Below are 15,383 nucleotides of genomic sequence, written 5' to 3'. Positions count from 1 at the left end.
TCGCGCCCTGCCTTAACCACGTTTTGAGATAACTTTCGCAATGACCGACTTCCAGCAATACGACGCCCAGCTCGAAGACTGGGATGCCTTGCGCGCCAGCACCGCTTTCAGCGGCTTGCTGCTGGGTAACGGCGCCAGCCGCGCCGTTTGGGACGATTTCGGCTACGACTCGCTGTTCGAAAACGCTCGCACAGTCGAAGAAAAACCCTTGAGCCCGTCGGAAATGAGTGTGTTCGACGCGATGCAGACACGCAGTTTCGAACAGGTACTCGGCGCGCTGAAAACCACCAGCCGGGTCAACAAGGCCCTGGCCGTCAGTTCCGCTGCACCGCGTAACCGCTACTACGCAATCAAGGAAGCACTGATCAACACCGTGCACGCGGTGCATATCCCGTGGCGACTGGTCGAACCCTCGACCCTGGCGACGCTTAATCAGGAGCTGGGCCGCTATCGCACGGTGTTCACCACCAACTACGATCTGCTCAACTACTGGGCGATCCAGCATGCGCCCGAGACCGTCACCGACCTGTTCCTGGGCAACGATCACAGCTTTGATCTGAGCCAGGCAGACACGGACAAACCACGTCTGCTGTACCTGCACGGTGGCCTGCATCTGGTACGCAACCAGGACGGCACGGCACGCAAGCTGACCGCCACCGAAGGCACGCTGTTGGGCAGTTTCGCCATCAACAATACGATCAAGACCCTTGACGACGTGCCGCTGTTCGTCAATGAAGGCCCGAGCCAGGACAAGCTCAAGACCATCCGCAGCTCTGATTACCTATCGTTCTGCTACGACCAGTTGCTGCACCACGGCGACAACCTGTGCCTGTTCGGCCATGCCTTGGGCGAACAGGACAGTCACATCGTCCATGCCCTACGCCAGGCCGCGCCGAAAACTGTGGCGATCTCGATCTACCCCCGCAGCCAGGCGTTCATTCAGCACCAGAAGCGCCATTACGCCAAGGTGTTCCAGGGGTTGGCGGTTGAACTGCGGTTCTTCGATGCCAAGACGCATCCGCTGGGCAACCCGAAACTGTCGGTGCCGGTGGAGGTTTAGAGCCAGGGCAGGCACGGCCCCGTAACTTGTGGGGAGGGGATTTATCTGTGGGAGCAAAGCTTGCTCCCACATTGGCCCTCGGCTTTTGGCGTCCTGTCAAAGCGCCGCCAGCGTCTTGTCCTTGATCACCGTCGTCGGTCCGTTGGCCATGACGCTGGCAATGCCCTTGTCCCGGGCGGCGTCAGAGGAATAGCTTTCGCTGCTGCCGATCACTTCGTGATTGCCAGCCTTGAGGTTGAAGTAAGGATGGCCGTCCTTGGTGCTCTTGAGTTCATAACGTTCAGCCAGTGGGCTGTTCTTCTGCACCGAAGCGATGCCACCGTCGGCACCGCTGCGGGTCGTGTACAGCTCGCTGGTCAAAATCGTTTCGGCGTTCGCCGCCTTGAGCACAAACTTAAACTGGCCGTTGCTGCTTTTGCTGACTTCGTACCATCCGGACATGTTCTTTCTCCTGGGCGGTTGAGGCATCCCCAAGAGTAAAGACCCGCTGGGCTTGTTCTGCCAGTGCCTTACAAGGTGATGGCCGTGCCCAGCAACGTCAGGAACCCCGCCAGCCAGTTCGGATGTGCCGGCCAGGCGGGCGCGGTCGCCAGATTGCCTTGAACGTGGCCTTCGGTGACCGCGCACTCGATAAAGGTCCCTCCCGCCAGACGCACCTCCGGGGCACAGGCGGGATAGGCGCTGCATTCACGCCCTTCCAGGATACCCGCCGCTGCCAGCAATTGCGCACCGTGGCATACCGCTGCAATCGGCTTGCCCGCCTGGTCAAATTCGCGCACCAGTTGCAGGACTTTCTCATTCAGGCGCAGATATTCCGGCGCACGTCCGCCCGGCACCAGCAACGCATCGTAATCAGCGGCCTCGACACCGACGAAATCATGATTCAGTGCGAACAGATGCCCCGGTTTTTCGCTGTAGGTCTGGTCGCCCTCGAAGTCGTGGATCGCCGTGCGCACGGTCTGCCCGGCGCTTTTGTCCGGGCACACGGCATGAACGGTGTGGCCGATCATCTGCAAGGCCTGGAATGGCACCATGACTTCATAGTCTTCGACGTAATCGCCGACCAGCATGAGGATTTTCTTTGCGGCCATGGGGTGGACTCCTTGAAAAATGCGTAGGGGGTGAACGCATTAAAGGTAGACCGGTACGTCGGTAGATGAGGGATAAGCGGCGATTACCTGACGGGCTGCACATCGCTGGATGCTGAATGCAACGTGTGGGAGCGAGCCTGCTCGCGATTCAGGCGACGCGGTTTTTCAGGTACACCGCGTCATCGTTCAATCGCGAGCAGGCTCGCTCCCACAGGGTAATGTGTCAGTCACTCAGGCGAGGTAACCGTCAGCGCGCAGCAGGGTTTCGAGGCAGTGCTCGGTGATGTGGTAGAACGCCTTGAGTTCCTGGATCTTCGCCAGCAGCTCTGCCGGGTCCACCGGTTCGGCGCGTTTGACCGCCAGGATCATCTTGTTCTTGTTGGTGTGGTCCAGGGAAATGAACTCGAACACCTTGGTTTCGTAGCCGCATGCCTCCAGAAACAGCGCCCGCAGACTGTCAGTGACCATTTCTGCCTGCTGGCCCAGGTGCAGGCCATATTGCAGCATCGGCTTGAGCAACGCCGGACTCTGGATTTGCAAGCGGATCTGCTTGTGGCAGCACGGCGAGCACATGATGATCGAAGCGCCCGAGCGAATGCCCATGTGGATCGCGTAATCGGTGGCGATATCACAGGCATGCAAGGCAATCATCACATCCACCGCGGCCGGCGCCACGCTGCGCACATCGCCGTGCTGGAAGCTCAGGCCCGGGTGCTCCAGCCGCGCGGCAGCTTCGTTGCACAGCTTGACCATGTCCTCTCGCAGTTCGACGCCGGTCACGATCCCTTCAGCCTGCAAGGTGTTGCGCAGGTAGTCATGGATGGCGAACGTCAGATAACCCTTGCCCGAGCCAAAGTCCGACACCCGCACCGGCTGATCCAGGGCCAGCGGCGAAGATGTCAGCGCATGGCTGAAGACTTCGATGAACTTGTTGATCTGCTTCCACTTGCGCGACATCGCCGGGATCAGCTCGTGCTTATGGTTGGTCACGCCCAAATCCGCCAGGAACGGGCGGTTCAGGTCGAGGAAGCGGTTTTTCTCGCGATTGTGCTCGGCCGATGGCACTTCTCGCAGTTGCTGGGGCTTGCTCTTGAACAGCGAGCTTTTGCCCTTTTTGCTGTATTCCAGCTGCGCTTCGTCGGTGACAGCCAGCAGGTGCGCGTTCTTGAACGACACCGGCAACAACGCAGCGATGGTCGCCACGCCTTCGGCCAGCGGGAAATTCTTGGTGATGTCGCGGGTTTTGTAGCGGTAAACGAAGGACAGGCAGGGCTGATCCTTGACCGTCAACTGCTTGATGATCAGCCGTTGCAAGTCCGCTTCGTCACCGACGTACTTGGCCAGCACCAGTTTGATGAAGGCGTTCTGCTCAAGGCTGCTTTGCAGCAGCTCGATGAACTGGGCGTGGTGATCCGGCGCAGGACGGGCGGGGGTAGCGGTGACAGACATGGAAAAAGCGGCCTCGGGGCGGGCGGATCGGGAATGGCGGTTATTTTAGGGGGGATGGGCAGTGAGGGCACGGAAAAGTTCGTGTGGCGAGCAGTAGCCCCTGTGGGAGCAAGGCTTTGCTCCCACAGGATTGTGCTGGCAGAAATTTTTTCAGCCCAGCACCACCAACCGATTCGGCAGCTCATTGCGCGCGTGAGTCACGGGCACATGCTCCTTGAGCAATTCGCCGCAGGCCTCGATGCAGGTGACGAAGCCCTGCAACGTCTGTCCTTGGCGGACCTGATGGGTGAAGGTGGCGACAATGGCCTCCCAGCGCGAGTTGTCGAGACGCTTGGAGATGCCTTCGTCCACCAGGATTTCCACATACCGCTCGGCCTCGCAAACGAAAATCAACATTCCTGTGCCGCCAACGGTGTGGTGCAGGTTCTGCTCGAGAAACTGCCGGCGCGCCAGATTGGAGGCGCGCCAGTGGCGCACGGAACGGGGGATCAGGTGAGTGGTGATTGCAGGAATGCGAAACACCAGGCACAGCACGATAAACAGGACCCACTGCACCAGCAGCAGACTGTGCATGTTCAGCCAGCCCGTGAGGTAATGCACCATGCCGGGCACCACCAAGGCCAGCAGGCTGGCCCACAGCAGCGGGATGTAGGCGTAGTCGTCGGCGCGGGCAGCAAGCACGGTGACCAGCTCGGCATCGGTATCGCGCTCCACCCGGGCGATGGCCTCGGCGACCTTGCGTTGTTCGTGTTCAGTCAGTAATGCCATGGTTAAAAGTGCCTGCTCATTATTATTGTCACCAGCCGCCCGACGAACCGCCGCCCCCGAAACTGCCCCCACCGCCACTGAAGCCGCCGCCACCGCCGCCGCCAAAACCGCCGCCACCGCCATAGCCGCCCCCGGAACCACCGCGTCCGGCCGGCAGGATACCGAGCATCTGGCACACGAACACCGTTACGATGAACAGCAGCACCAACAACACGAACAGCCCCGGATGGCGCCCGACGAAATCGCCCTCTTCCTGGCCGTCGGCACCGTACACCGCAGCCGGCTCATCCAGCGCATTGCCGCCCAGCACCATCAGCATCGCCGCTACGCCGTCGCTGATACCTTTGTTGAAATTGCCGGCCTTGAACGCCGGAGTGATCACCTGGTTGATAATCACCGAACTCTGGGCGTCAGTCAGGCGGTCTTCCAGGCCGTAGCCCACTTCGATCCGTAGTTTACGGTCATCCCGGGCCACGATCAGTAGCGCGCCGTTGTTTTTATCCTTCTGCCCAATGCCCCAGTGACGCCCCAGTTGATAACCGAAGTCTTCGATGCTGCTGCCTTGCAGGTCCGCCAGCGTGACCACGACCACCTGTTCACCGGTGGCCTGTTCATGGGCCTTGAGCTGTGCATCCAGTTGCGTGCGCACCGAGGGTTCCAGCATCTGGGCAGTGTCCACCACCCGCCCGGTCAGTGCCGGAAAACTCAACTCGGCCTGGGCCGTGATGGCAAAGACCCAGAGCAACAGCACCAGGCTAAATTTCAACACTCGCATCGTAACTCCTGTGTGGGAGCGAGCTGGTGTGGGAGCTGAGCTTGCTCGCGATGAAGGCACCTCGGTCTTTCTAATGACCGCGTTATCGTTCATCGCGAGCAAGCTTTGCTCCCACAGGCTCGCTCCCACAGTTTTTTCAGAATTTCACTTCAGGGGCTTTTTCGGCGTTGGGGCTGGTGGCTTCGAAGGTTTCGCGGATCGGCAGATCGCTGTACAGCACGCTGTGCCACAAACGACCGGGGAAGGTGCGGATTTCGGTGTTGTATTTCTGCACCGCCAGGATGAAGTCGCGACGAGCCACGGCGATGCGGTTCTCGGTGCCTTCGAGTTGTGATTGCAAGGCCAGGAAGTTCTGGTTGGCCTTGAGGTCCGGATAACGCTCGACCACCACCATCAGCCGGCTCAACGCACCACTCAACTGGTCCTGGGCCTGTTGGAACTGCTTGAGTTTTTCCGGGTTGTCCAGGGTACCGGCATCGACCTGGATGGACGTGGCCTTGGCCCGCGCCTCGACCACCGCCGTCAGGGTTTCCTGTTCGTGCTGCGCATAGCCCTTGACGGTTTCCACCAGGTTGGGGATCAGGTCGGCTCGGCGCTGGTACTGGTTCTGCACCTGTCCCCAGGCGGCCTTGGCCTGTTCGTCCAGGGTTGGAATGTTGTTGATGCCGCAACCGGCCAGCAGCGTGGTGAACAGTATCAGCGCCAGTATTGGCAGGTGGCGAAGTTGATCGAGTCGTAGATTCATCGGTTGAAACTCCCCTATACAGTCCATTGAAGAAAACACAGCCACCTATCTCACCAGCGTCTGGGGCATAATCTGCCGCCGCCACGGGATTGAATCGGGTCGATGGGCTAAAAGATGCCCGGTGCGAAACTAAGTTCATCCGCGTGCGTTCGAAAACAGTGCTGCTCTTATTCAGACAATACTCGAACAACAATAGCCGCTCCTCACATTTTGCTGACCGGCGAGTCCTGATTACCGCCCTTAGGCTTGCGAGAAACCATTCATGAAGAAGCTGTGTTTGCTGGGCCTGTTCGTCACACTGGCCAGTCAATCCGTATTAGCCGACAACCTGCCAACCCCGATAGAGAACAAGAATGCCTTCATCAGCAACCTGATGAAGCAGATGACCCTCGAGGAAAAGATCGGCCAGTTGCGCCTGATCAGCATCGGCCCCGAGATGCCTCGGGAGATGATTCGCAAGGAAATCGCCGCCGGCAACATCGGCGGTACGTTCAACTCCATCACCCGGGATGAAAACCGCCCGATGCAGGACGCGGCCATGCGCAGCCGGCTGAAGATCCCGATGTTCTTCGCCTATGACGTGATCCACGGCCATCGCACGATTTTCCCGATCCCCCTGGCCCTGGCCTCCAGCTGGGACATGGACGCCATCTACCGCTCCGGCCGCGTCGCTGCCAAGGAAGCGGCGGCCGACAGCCTGGACATCACCTTCGCGCCGATGGTGGATATTTCCCGCGACCCCCGCTGGGGCCGGACCTCCGAGGGCTTTGGCGAGGACACCTACCTGGTGTCGCGCATCGCCGGGGTGATGGTCAAAGCGTTCCAGGGCAGTGGCGCCAACGCGGCCGACAGCATCATGGCCAGCGTCAAGCACTTCGCCCTGTACGGCGCGGTGGAAGGTGGCCGGGACTACAACATCGTGGACATGAGCCCGGTGAAAATGTACCAGGACTACCTGCCACCCTACCGCGCCGCCATCGATGCGGGTGCCGGCGGGGTGATGGTCGCGCTGAACTCCATCAACGGCGTGCCCGCCACCGCCAACACCTGGCTGATGCACGATCTGTTGCGCAAGGAATGGGGGTTCAAGGGCCTGGCGGTGAGTGACCACGGCGCCATCTTCGAACTGATCAAGCATGGCGTGGCCCGGGACGGTCGCGAAGCGGCGAAGCTGGCGATCAAGGCCGGCATCGACATGAGCATGAACGACTCGCTGTACGGCAAGGAGCTGCCTGGATTGCTCAAGGCCGGTGAAATCGAGCAGAGCGACATCGACAATGCGGTGCGCGAGGTCCTCGCCGCCAAATACGACATGGGCCTGTTCAAGGATCCGTACCTGCGCATCGGCAAGGCCGAGGACGACCCGGCCGACACCTACGCCGAAAGCCGCCTGCACCGCGACGATGCCCGTGACGTGGCCCGCCGCAGCCTGGTCCTGCTGGAAAACCGCAACCAGACCCTGCCCCTGAACAAAAACGCAAAAATCGCCCTGGTCGGACCGCTCGCCAAGGCTCCGATCGACATGATGGGCAGTTGGGCCGCTGCCGGGCGCCCTGCGCAATCGGTGACCTTGTTCGACGGCATGACCCGCGCACTGGGCGCAGAATCGAAACTGATCTACGCCCGTGGCGCCAACATCACCGGCGACAAGAAGGTGCTCGACTACCTGAACTTCCTCAACTTCGACGCCCCGGAAGTGGTGGATGACCCGCGCCCGGCCCAGGTGTTGATCGACGAAGCGGTAAAAGCCGCCAAGGATGCCGATGTGGTGGTGGCCGCCGTGGGTGAGTCGCGCGGCATGTCCCACGAATCCTCGAGCCGCACGGAACTGAGCATCCCCGCCAGCCAGCGCGAGCTGATCAAGGCCCTGAAGGCTACCGGCAAACCACTGGTGCTGGTGCTGATGAACGGCCGCCCGCTGGCGCTGGTGGATGAAAAGCAACAGGCCGATGCGATCCTGGAAACCTGGTTCAGCGGCACCGAAGGCGGCAACGCCATCGCCGACGTGCTGTTCGGCGATTACAACCCGTCGGGCAAACTGCCGATCTCCTTCCCGCGCTCGGTAGGACAGATTCCCACCTACTACAACCATCTAAGCATTGGTCGACCGTTTACGCCGGGCAAGCCGGGCAACTACACCTCGCAATACTTCGATGACACCACAGGCCCGCTCTACCCGTTCGGCTACGGCCTGAGCTACACCGAATTCAGCCTGACGGACATGGCCCTGTCGTCCACCACGCTGAACAAGACCGGCAAGCTCGATGCCAGCGTGACCCTGGAAAACACCGGCGAGCGTGACGGCGAAACCGTGGTGCAGCTCTATATCCAGGATGTGACCGGCTCGATCATCCGCCCGGTGAAGGAGCTGAAGAACTTCCGCAAGGTGATGCTCAAGGCTGGCGAGAAGAAAGTCATTCACTTCACCATCACTGAAGACGACTTGAAGTTCTACAACGCCCAGCTCAAATACGCCGCTGAACCGGGCAAGTTCAACGTCCAGATCGGCCTGGATTCCCAGGATGTGAAACAACAGAGTTTCGAGTTGCTCTGATTCATCAACAGCGCAAATAACCGTGGGAGCGAGCCTGCTCGCGATGAGGGCCTACCAGTCACCGCATCATTGACTGTCAGGCCGCCATCGCGAGCAGGCTCGCTCCCACATTGTTTTTGCTGAACCTTAACCCCGCCGCCCCAGCACATTCACCACCAACCGATCCACCAACCCCCACACCCGTTGCTTGACCCGTTTCCACAGCGGCCGGCGCTTCCAGGTGTCGAGACTGACCTCCAGGCTCTGGGCGAAGTCTCGCTCGAAACTCGCCGCCACTGCCGTGCTGAGTGCGGAGTCGAGGGCTTCGAGGTTGGCTTCCAGATTGAAGCGCAGGTTCCAGTGATCGAAATTACAGGAGCCGATGCTGACCCAGTCGTCCACCAGCACCATCTTCAGGTGCAGGAAACACGGCTGGTATTCGAAGATTTTCACCCCAGCCTTGAGCAGACGCGGGTAATAACGGTGCCCGGCGTAGCGCACGGACGGGTGATCGGTGCGCGGGCCGGTGAGCAGCAGGCGCACATCGATGCCCCGGGCGGCAGCCTTGCGCAAGGAGCGACGCACGTTCCAGGTCGGCAAAAAGTACGGGGTCGCCATCCAGATCCGCTTCTGGCCGCTGTTCAGGGCCCGGGACAACGATTGCAGAATGTCGCGATTCTGGCGGGCATCGGCATAAGCCACCCGCCCCATGCCCTCACCCATCGGCGGAACCCGGGGCAAGCGCGGCAAGCCGAAGTTGGAAGCCGGTTTCCAGGCACGGCGATGGCGGTTGGCGAGCCATTGGCGGTCAAACAGCAACTGCCAGTCGAGCACCAAGGGGCCGACGATTTCCACCATGACCTCGTGCCACTCGCAGCGGTCATCCAGCGGGCTCCAGAACTCATCGGTGACCCCGGTGCCGCCAACCACCGCCAGGCGCTGGTCCACCAACAGCAGCTTGCGGTGGTCCCGATATAAATTCCGTACCCAGCGGCGCCAACTCAGGCGATTGTAAAAACGCAGCTCCACGCCCGCCTCGATCAGGCGGTGGCGCAGGTCCTGGGTAAACGCCAGGCTGCCGTAGTCATCGAACAGGCAACGCACGCGAACACCGCGCTCGGCAGCCTGGACGAGTGCCTGGACCATCGCCTCGGCGCAAGTTCCCGCCTCCACCAGGTACAGCTCCAGCTCGACCTGTTCCTGGGCGCGGGCAATTTCCACCAGCATGCGCGGGAAAAACTGCGGGCCATCGATCAACAGCTCGAAGCGATTGCCCTCGCGCCACGGAAATACCGGGCCTCCCATGTCAGCGCGCCGTGAAAATCAGCACCGCATTCACCGGCACTGCGAGGCTGATGGCCGACAGCCCGGCCTGTTTGCGCAACTTCTCCAATCCCGGCGCCAGATCGAAATCCGCCGCATTGAGCACCACCGGCTCCAGGGTCACGACCTGGAACCGTCGTTCATCCAGGCGCGTTGCCAGCAGTTCGGCCTGATACACATGTTGCTTGCCGTGCAGGTCCACGGTCAGCGGCAAGCGCAGTTCCAGTTGAGCGCCGTTGGCCAGGTCCTGGATCGGTAACAGGTCGAGCTGCGCGGTAATGGCGGCGTCGGCAAATTGTTTGATCTCGAACAACTCGGCGCGCATGCGCTCGTCACGCAGGGGAATGCCACTGTTGACCGACTCCAGCTCCACTTCCAGCCGGACCATCCCCTTGGGCTGGACCTGACCATGAAGCACCAGGAAACGCTGGACCTCGGAAACGTTGCCATTTTTGCTGCTGATAAACGACAGCCGCGACGATTCGCCGTCCAGATACCAATTGGCTTGGACCGGCAGCGCGGCGCAGGCCAGCAGCAAGGTCGCGACAGCGTGAGAAAAAGACCGCTTGAACATACACACTCGGAGGGCAGATAAACCTGTGGCGAACCTTAACCGGGCCGAGGGCACTTGCAAACCTTCTGTTTCAATCCTCAATGGGAATACACAGGTCCGGTCACGGCTCCAACCGACAGCCCCGCCGCTCCCCCAGCCATCGTGCGCTATTGCTTCGCCCCAGCCCGGCGACGGTGATGCGTTTCGCTTCAGGCGTTTCGAGAAAATCGCTGATGGGCACCGACTGCTTTACATAGCCACGGCAATAGTCAGCCGGTTGCTCCATCACGTAGCGACACGAGCAATATTCCTTGGCGGTGTAGGCGCTGATGATGTCGGGGAAGGCCCGCAGCGCCACCCGCTCGAGCCAGATCCAGCCGAGCAGCGCCACAACAAGCACCGACATCAGCGTGAGCAGCGGTCTGCGTCTCATGGCTGCACCGTCCCGGCGAACGCCGCCATGGCTCGCTTGAGCAACTCGTTGTGGCGGTAGCTGCCGTCGCGGTCATCAGCGTAGCGCACGATCACCAACCGGGCGCTGGGGATCACGTACAACGCCTGCCCCCAATGGCCCAGCGCGGCAAACGTATCCGGCGGTGCATCGGGCCACGGGTGGATGGCCGGGTCGGCCGCGCGGTTGAGCCACCAATGCCCACCGGGCACCGCTTCATCCTGGCCGGCCCGGAAGCGGGCGAAGGGTTCGCGATTGAACGCCACCCAGGCTTGCGGGATCAGTTGCCGCTCGCCCCAGCGTCCCTCGCGTTGCATCAACAGCCCCACACGCGCCAGGTCCCGCGCCGTAAGGTAGGCGTAGGAGGACCCGACAAACGTGCCGGCGGCGTCGGTTTCCCAGGTGGCGTGGCGGATACCCAGCGGCTCGAACAGGGCCGTCCAGGGGTAATCGGGATACCGCGCCGGGCCGACGATATTTTTCAATGCCGCGGCCAGCAGGTTGCTGTCACCACTGGAGTAACGAAACACCTGCCCCGGCGGACTGTCGCGTTCATGCTGCGCAGTGAACGCCGCCATGTCATGACGCCCACGGGTATAAAGCATCGCCACCACCGAGGACTTGAGCGGTGCGTATTCGTAATCTTCCTGCCAATCCAGCCCCGAGGCCCAATGGAACAGATCGGCCAAGGTCATGTCCGGATGCTTGCTCAACGCCGGGTAATACCTGGCGGCAGGATCCTGCAGACTGAACAGCTTTTGCCCATAGGCCACGCCAAACACCGTCGCCATCAGGCTTTTGCTGATCGACCAGGTCAGGTGCGCAGTGTCGGCACGGGTGGGCCCGGCATAACGCTCGTAGACCAGCCGCCCGTCCAGGATCACCAGCAGCGCATCGGTACGGATGCCCTGGCGAGAGGCATCGTCGCGGGGTGGGAAGGCGTATTGCTCCAGGGCTTCGATGGCCAGCCCGGTGGGGGTCGGGCCACTTGGCCATTGCTCACCGGGCCAGTCTTCAGCCTGGGCGTACAGGTTGAGCAACAGCAGCGGGATCAGGAACCAGCCTTTGGACATGCTCGGGGCTCGCAGGATTGAACCTTCGGAGCCTATTCAGACTTGATGACAATTTGGGTATGGGTGGCATTTCCCTGTGGGAGCGAGCCTGCTCGCGATAGCGCTGGCTCAGCAGCATTGATGTCAACTGACACTCCGCTATCGCGAGCAGGCTCGCTCCCACAAAGGGTCGTCACGCATAGGGTTATCCCAACGCCTTGGCCAACCGCTTGGCCCGCGCACCCGCCGCCATGTCCATCACGGCTTTATCTCGCGTCCACATCTCGCGCCACACCGCCGGGCCGGCGGCCAGGGCGTCGTTCAGTTCTTCATCGAGCCCGCTGAACTGAGCGAACAACCCACCCAGCAGCACATGCCCGGCCGCGCTGGACGGGTTGTGACGACTCACTTCAGCGCAACCGGCCAGCAATCCCAGCAGACGCAGCTGCAGGGCTTGGGGCCAAGCGCACTCCTGTCCCACGCCATACAGCCAGGCGGCCATGGCACTGAGCACATAAAGGTCTTCCAGGGTGCGGAACGGTTTGACGTAGGCGTCCCAACCGTCCCCGGCCAACAACTCGCACAGCGCGCCGTCCAACAGCACCCGGCCATGGCTGATGTCTGGCATCAGGGCGATAGCCGGGAGTTTTTCCAGGGTCACCCCCGGCTCTCCGGGATAAACCACCGCAAGATTCAACCGCGGCGGCTCGCCGGCTGCTTCGCTGCGGGCGGCGATCAGCAGCCACTCGGCCGCATCGCCCGCGGTAACGAAATCCTTGCGCCCGTTCAATCGCAGGTCGGTGATGCGAGTCTGCATGTCCGCCGGGCGCAGGCTGCGCTGCTCCGTGGCGCACAAGGCGCCCAGGCTCTGGGGCGCGCTCGGCCAAAGCACCCGCAGCGCCGCCTGATACCCCACCAGAAAAGCCAACCCCGGCGTTGCCATCAATCGCGCCCCCATGACGGCCAGTTCGAACGGCGTAACCGGCCCCAGACGTTGCAGCAAGGCCGCATAACCCTCAGCCAGGTCCGGATGGGCGGGCAACCGTTCGCCGCGTTCGATCAGGTTTTGCCAGGGCATGGGAGGCTCCTCAATGGGCTGTCATATAAGCATCACCAAAGCTTCATGGCGATGACACCGGGGCTACATAGCCTGACTTTGCACAACATGGCTGCATAAAGAAAGTCGATCGGCTGCAACTGAACAGCCCGCACGGAGATTCGCTATGACTCAGATCGCCCGCATCAGCGACACTGGCAATGAACGCCGCCTGCAAGCCGAACGCCTGATTGGCGCCAAGGCTTTGCAAGAAGCCCAGGCCCTGCGCTTCAACGTCTTCAGCGGCGAATTCAACGCCAAGCTCAAAGGCGCGGAAATGGGTCTGGACATGGATGACTATGATGTTCACTGCGCCCACATCGGCGTACGCGACCTGAATACCGGCCGACTCGTGGCGACGACACGCCTGCTCGATCACCACGCCGCCAGCAGCCTGGGCCGGTTCTACAGTGAAGAAGAGTTCAACCTTCACGGCCTGGTCCATCTCAAGGGCCCGATCCTGGAAATCGGCCGCACCTGCGTCGACCCGGCCTACCGCAACGGCGGCACCATCGCTGTATTGTGGGGCGAACTGGCCGAGGTGCTGAACGAGGGCGGCTACAGCTACCTGATGGGATGCGCGAGCATTCCAATGCAGGACGGCGGCGTCCAGGCCCAAGCGATCATGCAGCGTCTGCGCGAACGTTATCTGTGCACCGAACACCTGCGGGCGGTGCCGAAAAAACCGTTGCCGGCCCTGGACGTACCGTCCAACGTCATCGCCGAAATGCCGCCTCTGCTCAAGGCTTACATGCGCCTGGGCGCGAAGATTTGCGGTGAGCCGTGCTGGGATGAGGATTTCCAGGTGGCCGACGTGTTCATCCTGCTCAAGCGTGACGAACTCTGCCCACGCTACGCCCGCCACTTCAAGGCAGCGGTGTGATGAGTCGGTTGCGGGTGTACGCGCGAATCGCGCGAGTGTTGCTGGTGGTGACGCTGGGCCTGAGCATGGCCAGCGTATTCGGGCTGTTCGAACGGTTGGGTGTGGCCAACTCCATGGTGCGCCGCCAGCGCTGGTCGCGTTTTTTCATGGCGCGCCTGAGCAATGCCCTGCCCTTCTGCGTGACGGTGCACGGGCAAATGCCGCAACAGCCCATGCTGTGGGTCAGCAACCATGTGTCCTGGACCGATATCCCGCTGCTGGGCATGCTCACGCCAATGTCGTTCCTGTCCAAGGCCGAAGTACGCACCTGGCCAGTGGCCGGATGGTTGGCGGCCAAGGCTGGCAGCCTGTTTATCCGGCGCGGCTCGGGCGACAGCCAGTTGATCCGCAAGCAAATGAGCCGACACCTGGAACAGGCCCATCCGCTGCTGATGTTTCCCGAAGGCACCACCACCGATGGCCGCTCCCTGCGCACTTTCCACGGTCGTTTATTGTCGGCGGCCATCGATGCGGACGTGGCGCTGCAACCGGTGGCGATCCGCTACCTGCGCAACGGTGAACCGGACTCGCTGGCGCCGTTCGTTGGCGATGATGATTTGCTGTCGCACCTGATGCGCCTGTTCGCCAATGACCGGGGCGAGGTGCACATCCATCTGCTGGAACCGATTGCCTGCCACGGCCAGGAGCGAGCTGCCCTGGCCTTCCAGGCGCAACAGGCGGTGCACAAGGCATTGTTTGGCGAAATCCCACAAAAGCAGCAAGTGCCGATGCGGCCTGCGATCGCGGCCTGATCCGGCGGCCCTATGCAGAGCCCTTGTGGGAGCGAGCCTGCTCGCGATAGCGGTCAGTCAGTTGGTTCTTGACTGCCAGGCCTTCATCGCGAGCAGGCTCGCTCACACATTTGAACTTCAGTGACGGCAAGAACCGGCTCCAACATCACCCCTGCCGTGTTGTCTGGCTCAACGCAAAATCCTGCAACTGCGGGTAGAACAGCTGAAAGTCTTCGCTCAACGGTTCATAGAGCCTGATCAATTCTTCCATGGCCCCGGCCAGCTCCTCCGGCCGGGACAGGCGTCGGGAAATCCCCCGCAATACTTGCCCAAGCACATCGAATTCTCGATAAGACCCCAGCCAGTCATCCGCCGCCATGTAAGGCGCGATTTGCGCCAGACGCCCAGGCAACTGCGGCTCGGCGGCGAGCACTCGGTAGACCTGGGAGGTGAAATCCATCAACGGCCCTTCGCCATACAGCGCCCAGTCCCGGGCCAGGCAATGATCAAAAAACACGTCGAGCACAATTCCGGCATAGCGCCGCCGTACGGTGGAAAAGCGCGACAAAGCGATATCCACCACGGGGTGGCGATCGGTGTACATGTCGATGCGTCGATGCAGGGCAATCGCCGCTTCGATCTGCGGATCGTACAGGCCTTGCAACGGCCCTTTGACGAAGTCGCCGTAGAGGCTGCCGAGCAGTCGTTCCCGGCCGGGGCCGCCGAGGTGCAGGTGTGCGAGATAGTTCATGGCGCGAAGCTTAGCACCGCCGCGCCAATATCGTTATAACCCGATATAGCGATTTATTCGGTTTTCAGATCAAATCCATATTG

At 61.4% G+C, this 15,383-nt stretch carries 16 protein-coding genes; 4 read left to right on the top strand and 12 right to left on the bottom strand.

Annotated elements, in window-relative coordinates:
• Window positions 1-40: 40 nt before the first annotated feature.
• A complete protein-coding gene (locus MKS85_RS17185; RefSeq protein ID WP_047228010.1) occupies window positions 41-1,060 on the top strand; it encodes a DUF4917 family protein in 1,020 nt (339 codons plus the stop codon).
• Between the two features lie 96 nt (window positions 1,061-1,156).
• Here the strand turns inward: MKS85_RS17185 and MKS85_RS17180 are convergent, their stop codons facing one another.
• From MKS85_RS17180 to MKS85_RS17155, 6 genes are all read right to left on the bottom strand, one after another.
• Window positions 1,157-1,501 carry a YegP family protein gene (locus MKS85_RS17180; RefSeq protein WP_047228011.1) on the bottom strand — a complete coding sequence of 115 codons (345 nt, stop codon included), beginning with the start codon at window positions 1,499-1,501 and terminating at the stop codon, window positions 1,157-1,159.
• A gap of 68 nt (window positions 1,502-1,569) precedes the next feature.
• On the bottom strand, window positions 1,570-2,151 hold the full coding sequence (locus tag MKS85_RS17175) for a DJ-1/PfpI family protein (protein ID WP_047228012.1): 582 nt from the start codon (window positions 2,149-2,151) through the stop codon (window positions 1,570-1,572).
• A gap of 231 nt (window positions 2,152-2,382) precedes the next feature.
• Window positions 2,383-3,600 carry an SAM-dependent methyltransferase gene (locus MKS85_RS17170; protein WP_160891792.1) on the bottom strand — a complete coding sequence of 406 codons (1,218 nt, stop codon included), beginning with the start codon at window positions 3,598-3,600 and terminating at the stop codon, window positions 2,383-2,385.
• Window positions 3,601-3,750: 150 nt separating this feature from the next.
• Window positions 3,751-4,368, bottom strand: a complete 618-nt coding sequence (locus MKS85_RS17165; protein WP_188252086.1) for a TPM domain-containing protein — start codon at window positions 4,366-4,368, stop codon at window positions 3,751-3,753.
• A gap of 28 nt (window positions 4,369-4,396) precedes the next feature.
• Entirely contained in the window at window positions 4,397-5,143 is a 747-nt protein-coding gene (locus MKS85_RS17160) for a YgcG family protein (protein WP_188252085.1), read from the bottom strand.
• A gap of 136 nt (window positions 5,144-5,279) precedes the next feature.
• On the bottom strand, window positions 5,280-5,888 hold the full coding sequence (locus tag MKS85_RS17155) for a LemA family protein (protein WP_188252084.1): 609 nt from the start codon (window positions 5,886-5,888) through the stop codon (window positions 5,280-5,282).
• Window positions 5,889-6,150: 262 nt separating this feature from the next.
• Between MKS85_RS17155 and bglX the strand changes: the two genes are divergently transcribed.
• Window positions 6,151-8,442 (top strand): beta-glucosidase BglX, encoded by a 2,292-nt coding sequence (bglX, locus tag MKS85_RS17150; RefSeq protein ID WP_188252083.1) that lies wholly within the window; start codon window positions 6,151-6,153, stop codon window positions 8,440-8,442.
• 126 nt (window positions 8,443-8,568) lie between these two features.
• Here bglX and MKS85_RS17145 read toward each other — a convergent pair whose 3' ends face one another.
• From MKS85_RS17145 to MKS85_RS17125, 5 genes are all read right to left on the bottom strand, one after another.
• A complete protein-coding gene (locus MKS85_RS17145) occupies window positions 8,569-9,726 on the bottom strand; it encodes a phosphatidylserine/phosphatidylglycerophosphate/cardiolipin synthase family protein (RefSeq protein ID WP_047228018.1) in 1,158 nt (385 codons plus the stop codon).
• Window position 9,727: 1 nt separating this feature from the next.
• The gene (locus MKS85_RS17140) at window positions 9,728-10,318 is read right to left on the bottom strand and encodes a YceI family protein (RefSeq protein WP_047228019.1); all 591 of its coding nucleotides are present in this window, start codon (window positions 10,316-10,318) and stop codon (window positions 9,728-9,730) included.
• A gap of 100 nt (window positions 10,319-10,418) precedes the next feature.
• Window positions 10,419-10,730, bottom strand: a complete 312-nt coding sequence (locus tag MKS85_RS17135; protein ID WP_188252082.1) for an amidase — start codon at window positions 10,728-10,730, stop codon at window positions 10,419-10,421.
• Window positions 10,727-11,821, bottom strand: coding sequence for a serine hydrolase (locus MKS85_RS17130; protein WP_188252081.1), 1,095 nt, complete (start codon window positions 11,819-11,821; stop codon window positions 10,727-10,729). The genes MKS85_RS17135 and MKS85_RS17130 overlap by 4 nt, the downstream gene beginning before the upstream one ends.
• A gap of 184 nt (window positions 11,822-12,005) precedes the next feature.
• A complete protein-coding gene (locus MKS85_RS17125) occupies window positions 12,006-12,878 on the bottom strand; it encodes an acyl-CoA dehydrogenase (protein WP_188252080.1) in 873 nt (290 codons plus the stop codon).
• Between the two features lie 145 nt (window positions 12,879-13,023).
• Between MKS85_RS17125 and olsB the strand changes: the two genes are divergently transcribed.
• Both olsB and MKS85_RS17115 read left to right on the top strand, forming a co-directional pair.
• Window positions 13,024-13,779, top strand: a complete 756-nt coding sequence (gene olsB, locus MKS85_RS17120; RefSeq protein ID WP_047228023.1) for an L-ornithine N(alpha)-acyltransferase — start codon at window positions 13,024-13,026, stop codon at window positions 13,777-13,779.
• The gene (locus MKS85_RS17115; RefSeq protein ID WP_047228024.1) at window positions 13,779-14,570 is read left to right on the top strand and encodes a lysophospholipid acyltransferase family protein; all 792 of its coding nucleotides are present in this window, start codon (window positions 13,779-13,781) and stop codon (window positions 14,568-14,570) included. Before olsB ends, MKS85_RS17115 begins: the two co-directional genes overlap by 1 nt.
• Window positions 14,571-14,715: 145 nt before the next feature.
• Here the strand turns inward: MKS85_RS17115 and MKS85_RS17110 are convergent, their stop codons facing one another.
• Window positions 14,716-15,300 carry an ACP phosphodiesterase gene (locus tag MKS85_RS17110; protein WP_047228025.1) on the bottom strand — a complete coding sequence of 195 codons (585 nt, stop codon included), beginning with the start codon at window positions 15,298-15,300 and terminating at the stop codon, window positions 14,716-14,718.
• Between the last annotated feature and the right edge of the window lie 83 nt (window positions 15,301-15,383).

It is taken from the genome of Pseudomonas sp. JL2, assembly GCF_031570495.1.
Lineage (GTDB): Bacteria > Pseudomonadota > Gammaproteobacteria > Pseudomonadales > Pseudomonadaceae > Aquipseudomonas > Aquipseudomonas rhizophila.
The sequence above is the reverse complement of the archived record's forward strand: the minus strand, read 5'-3'. Positions and strand labels throughout refer to the sequence as shown.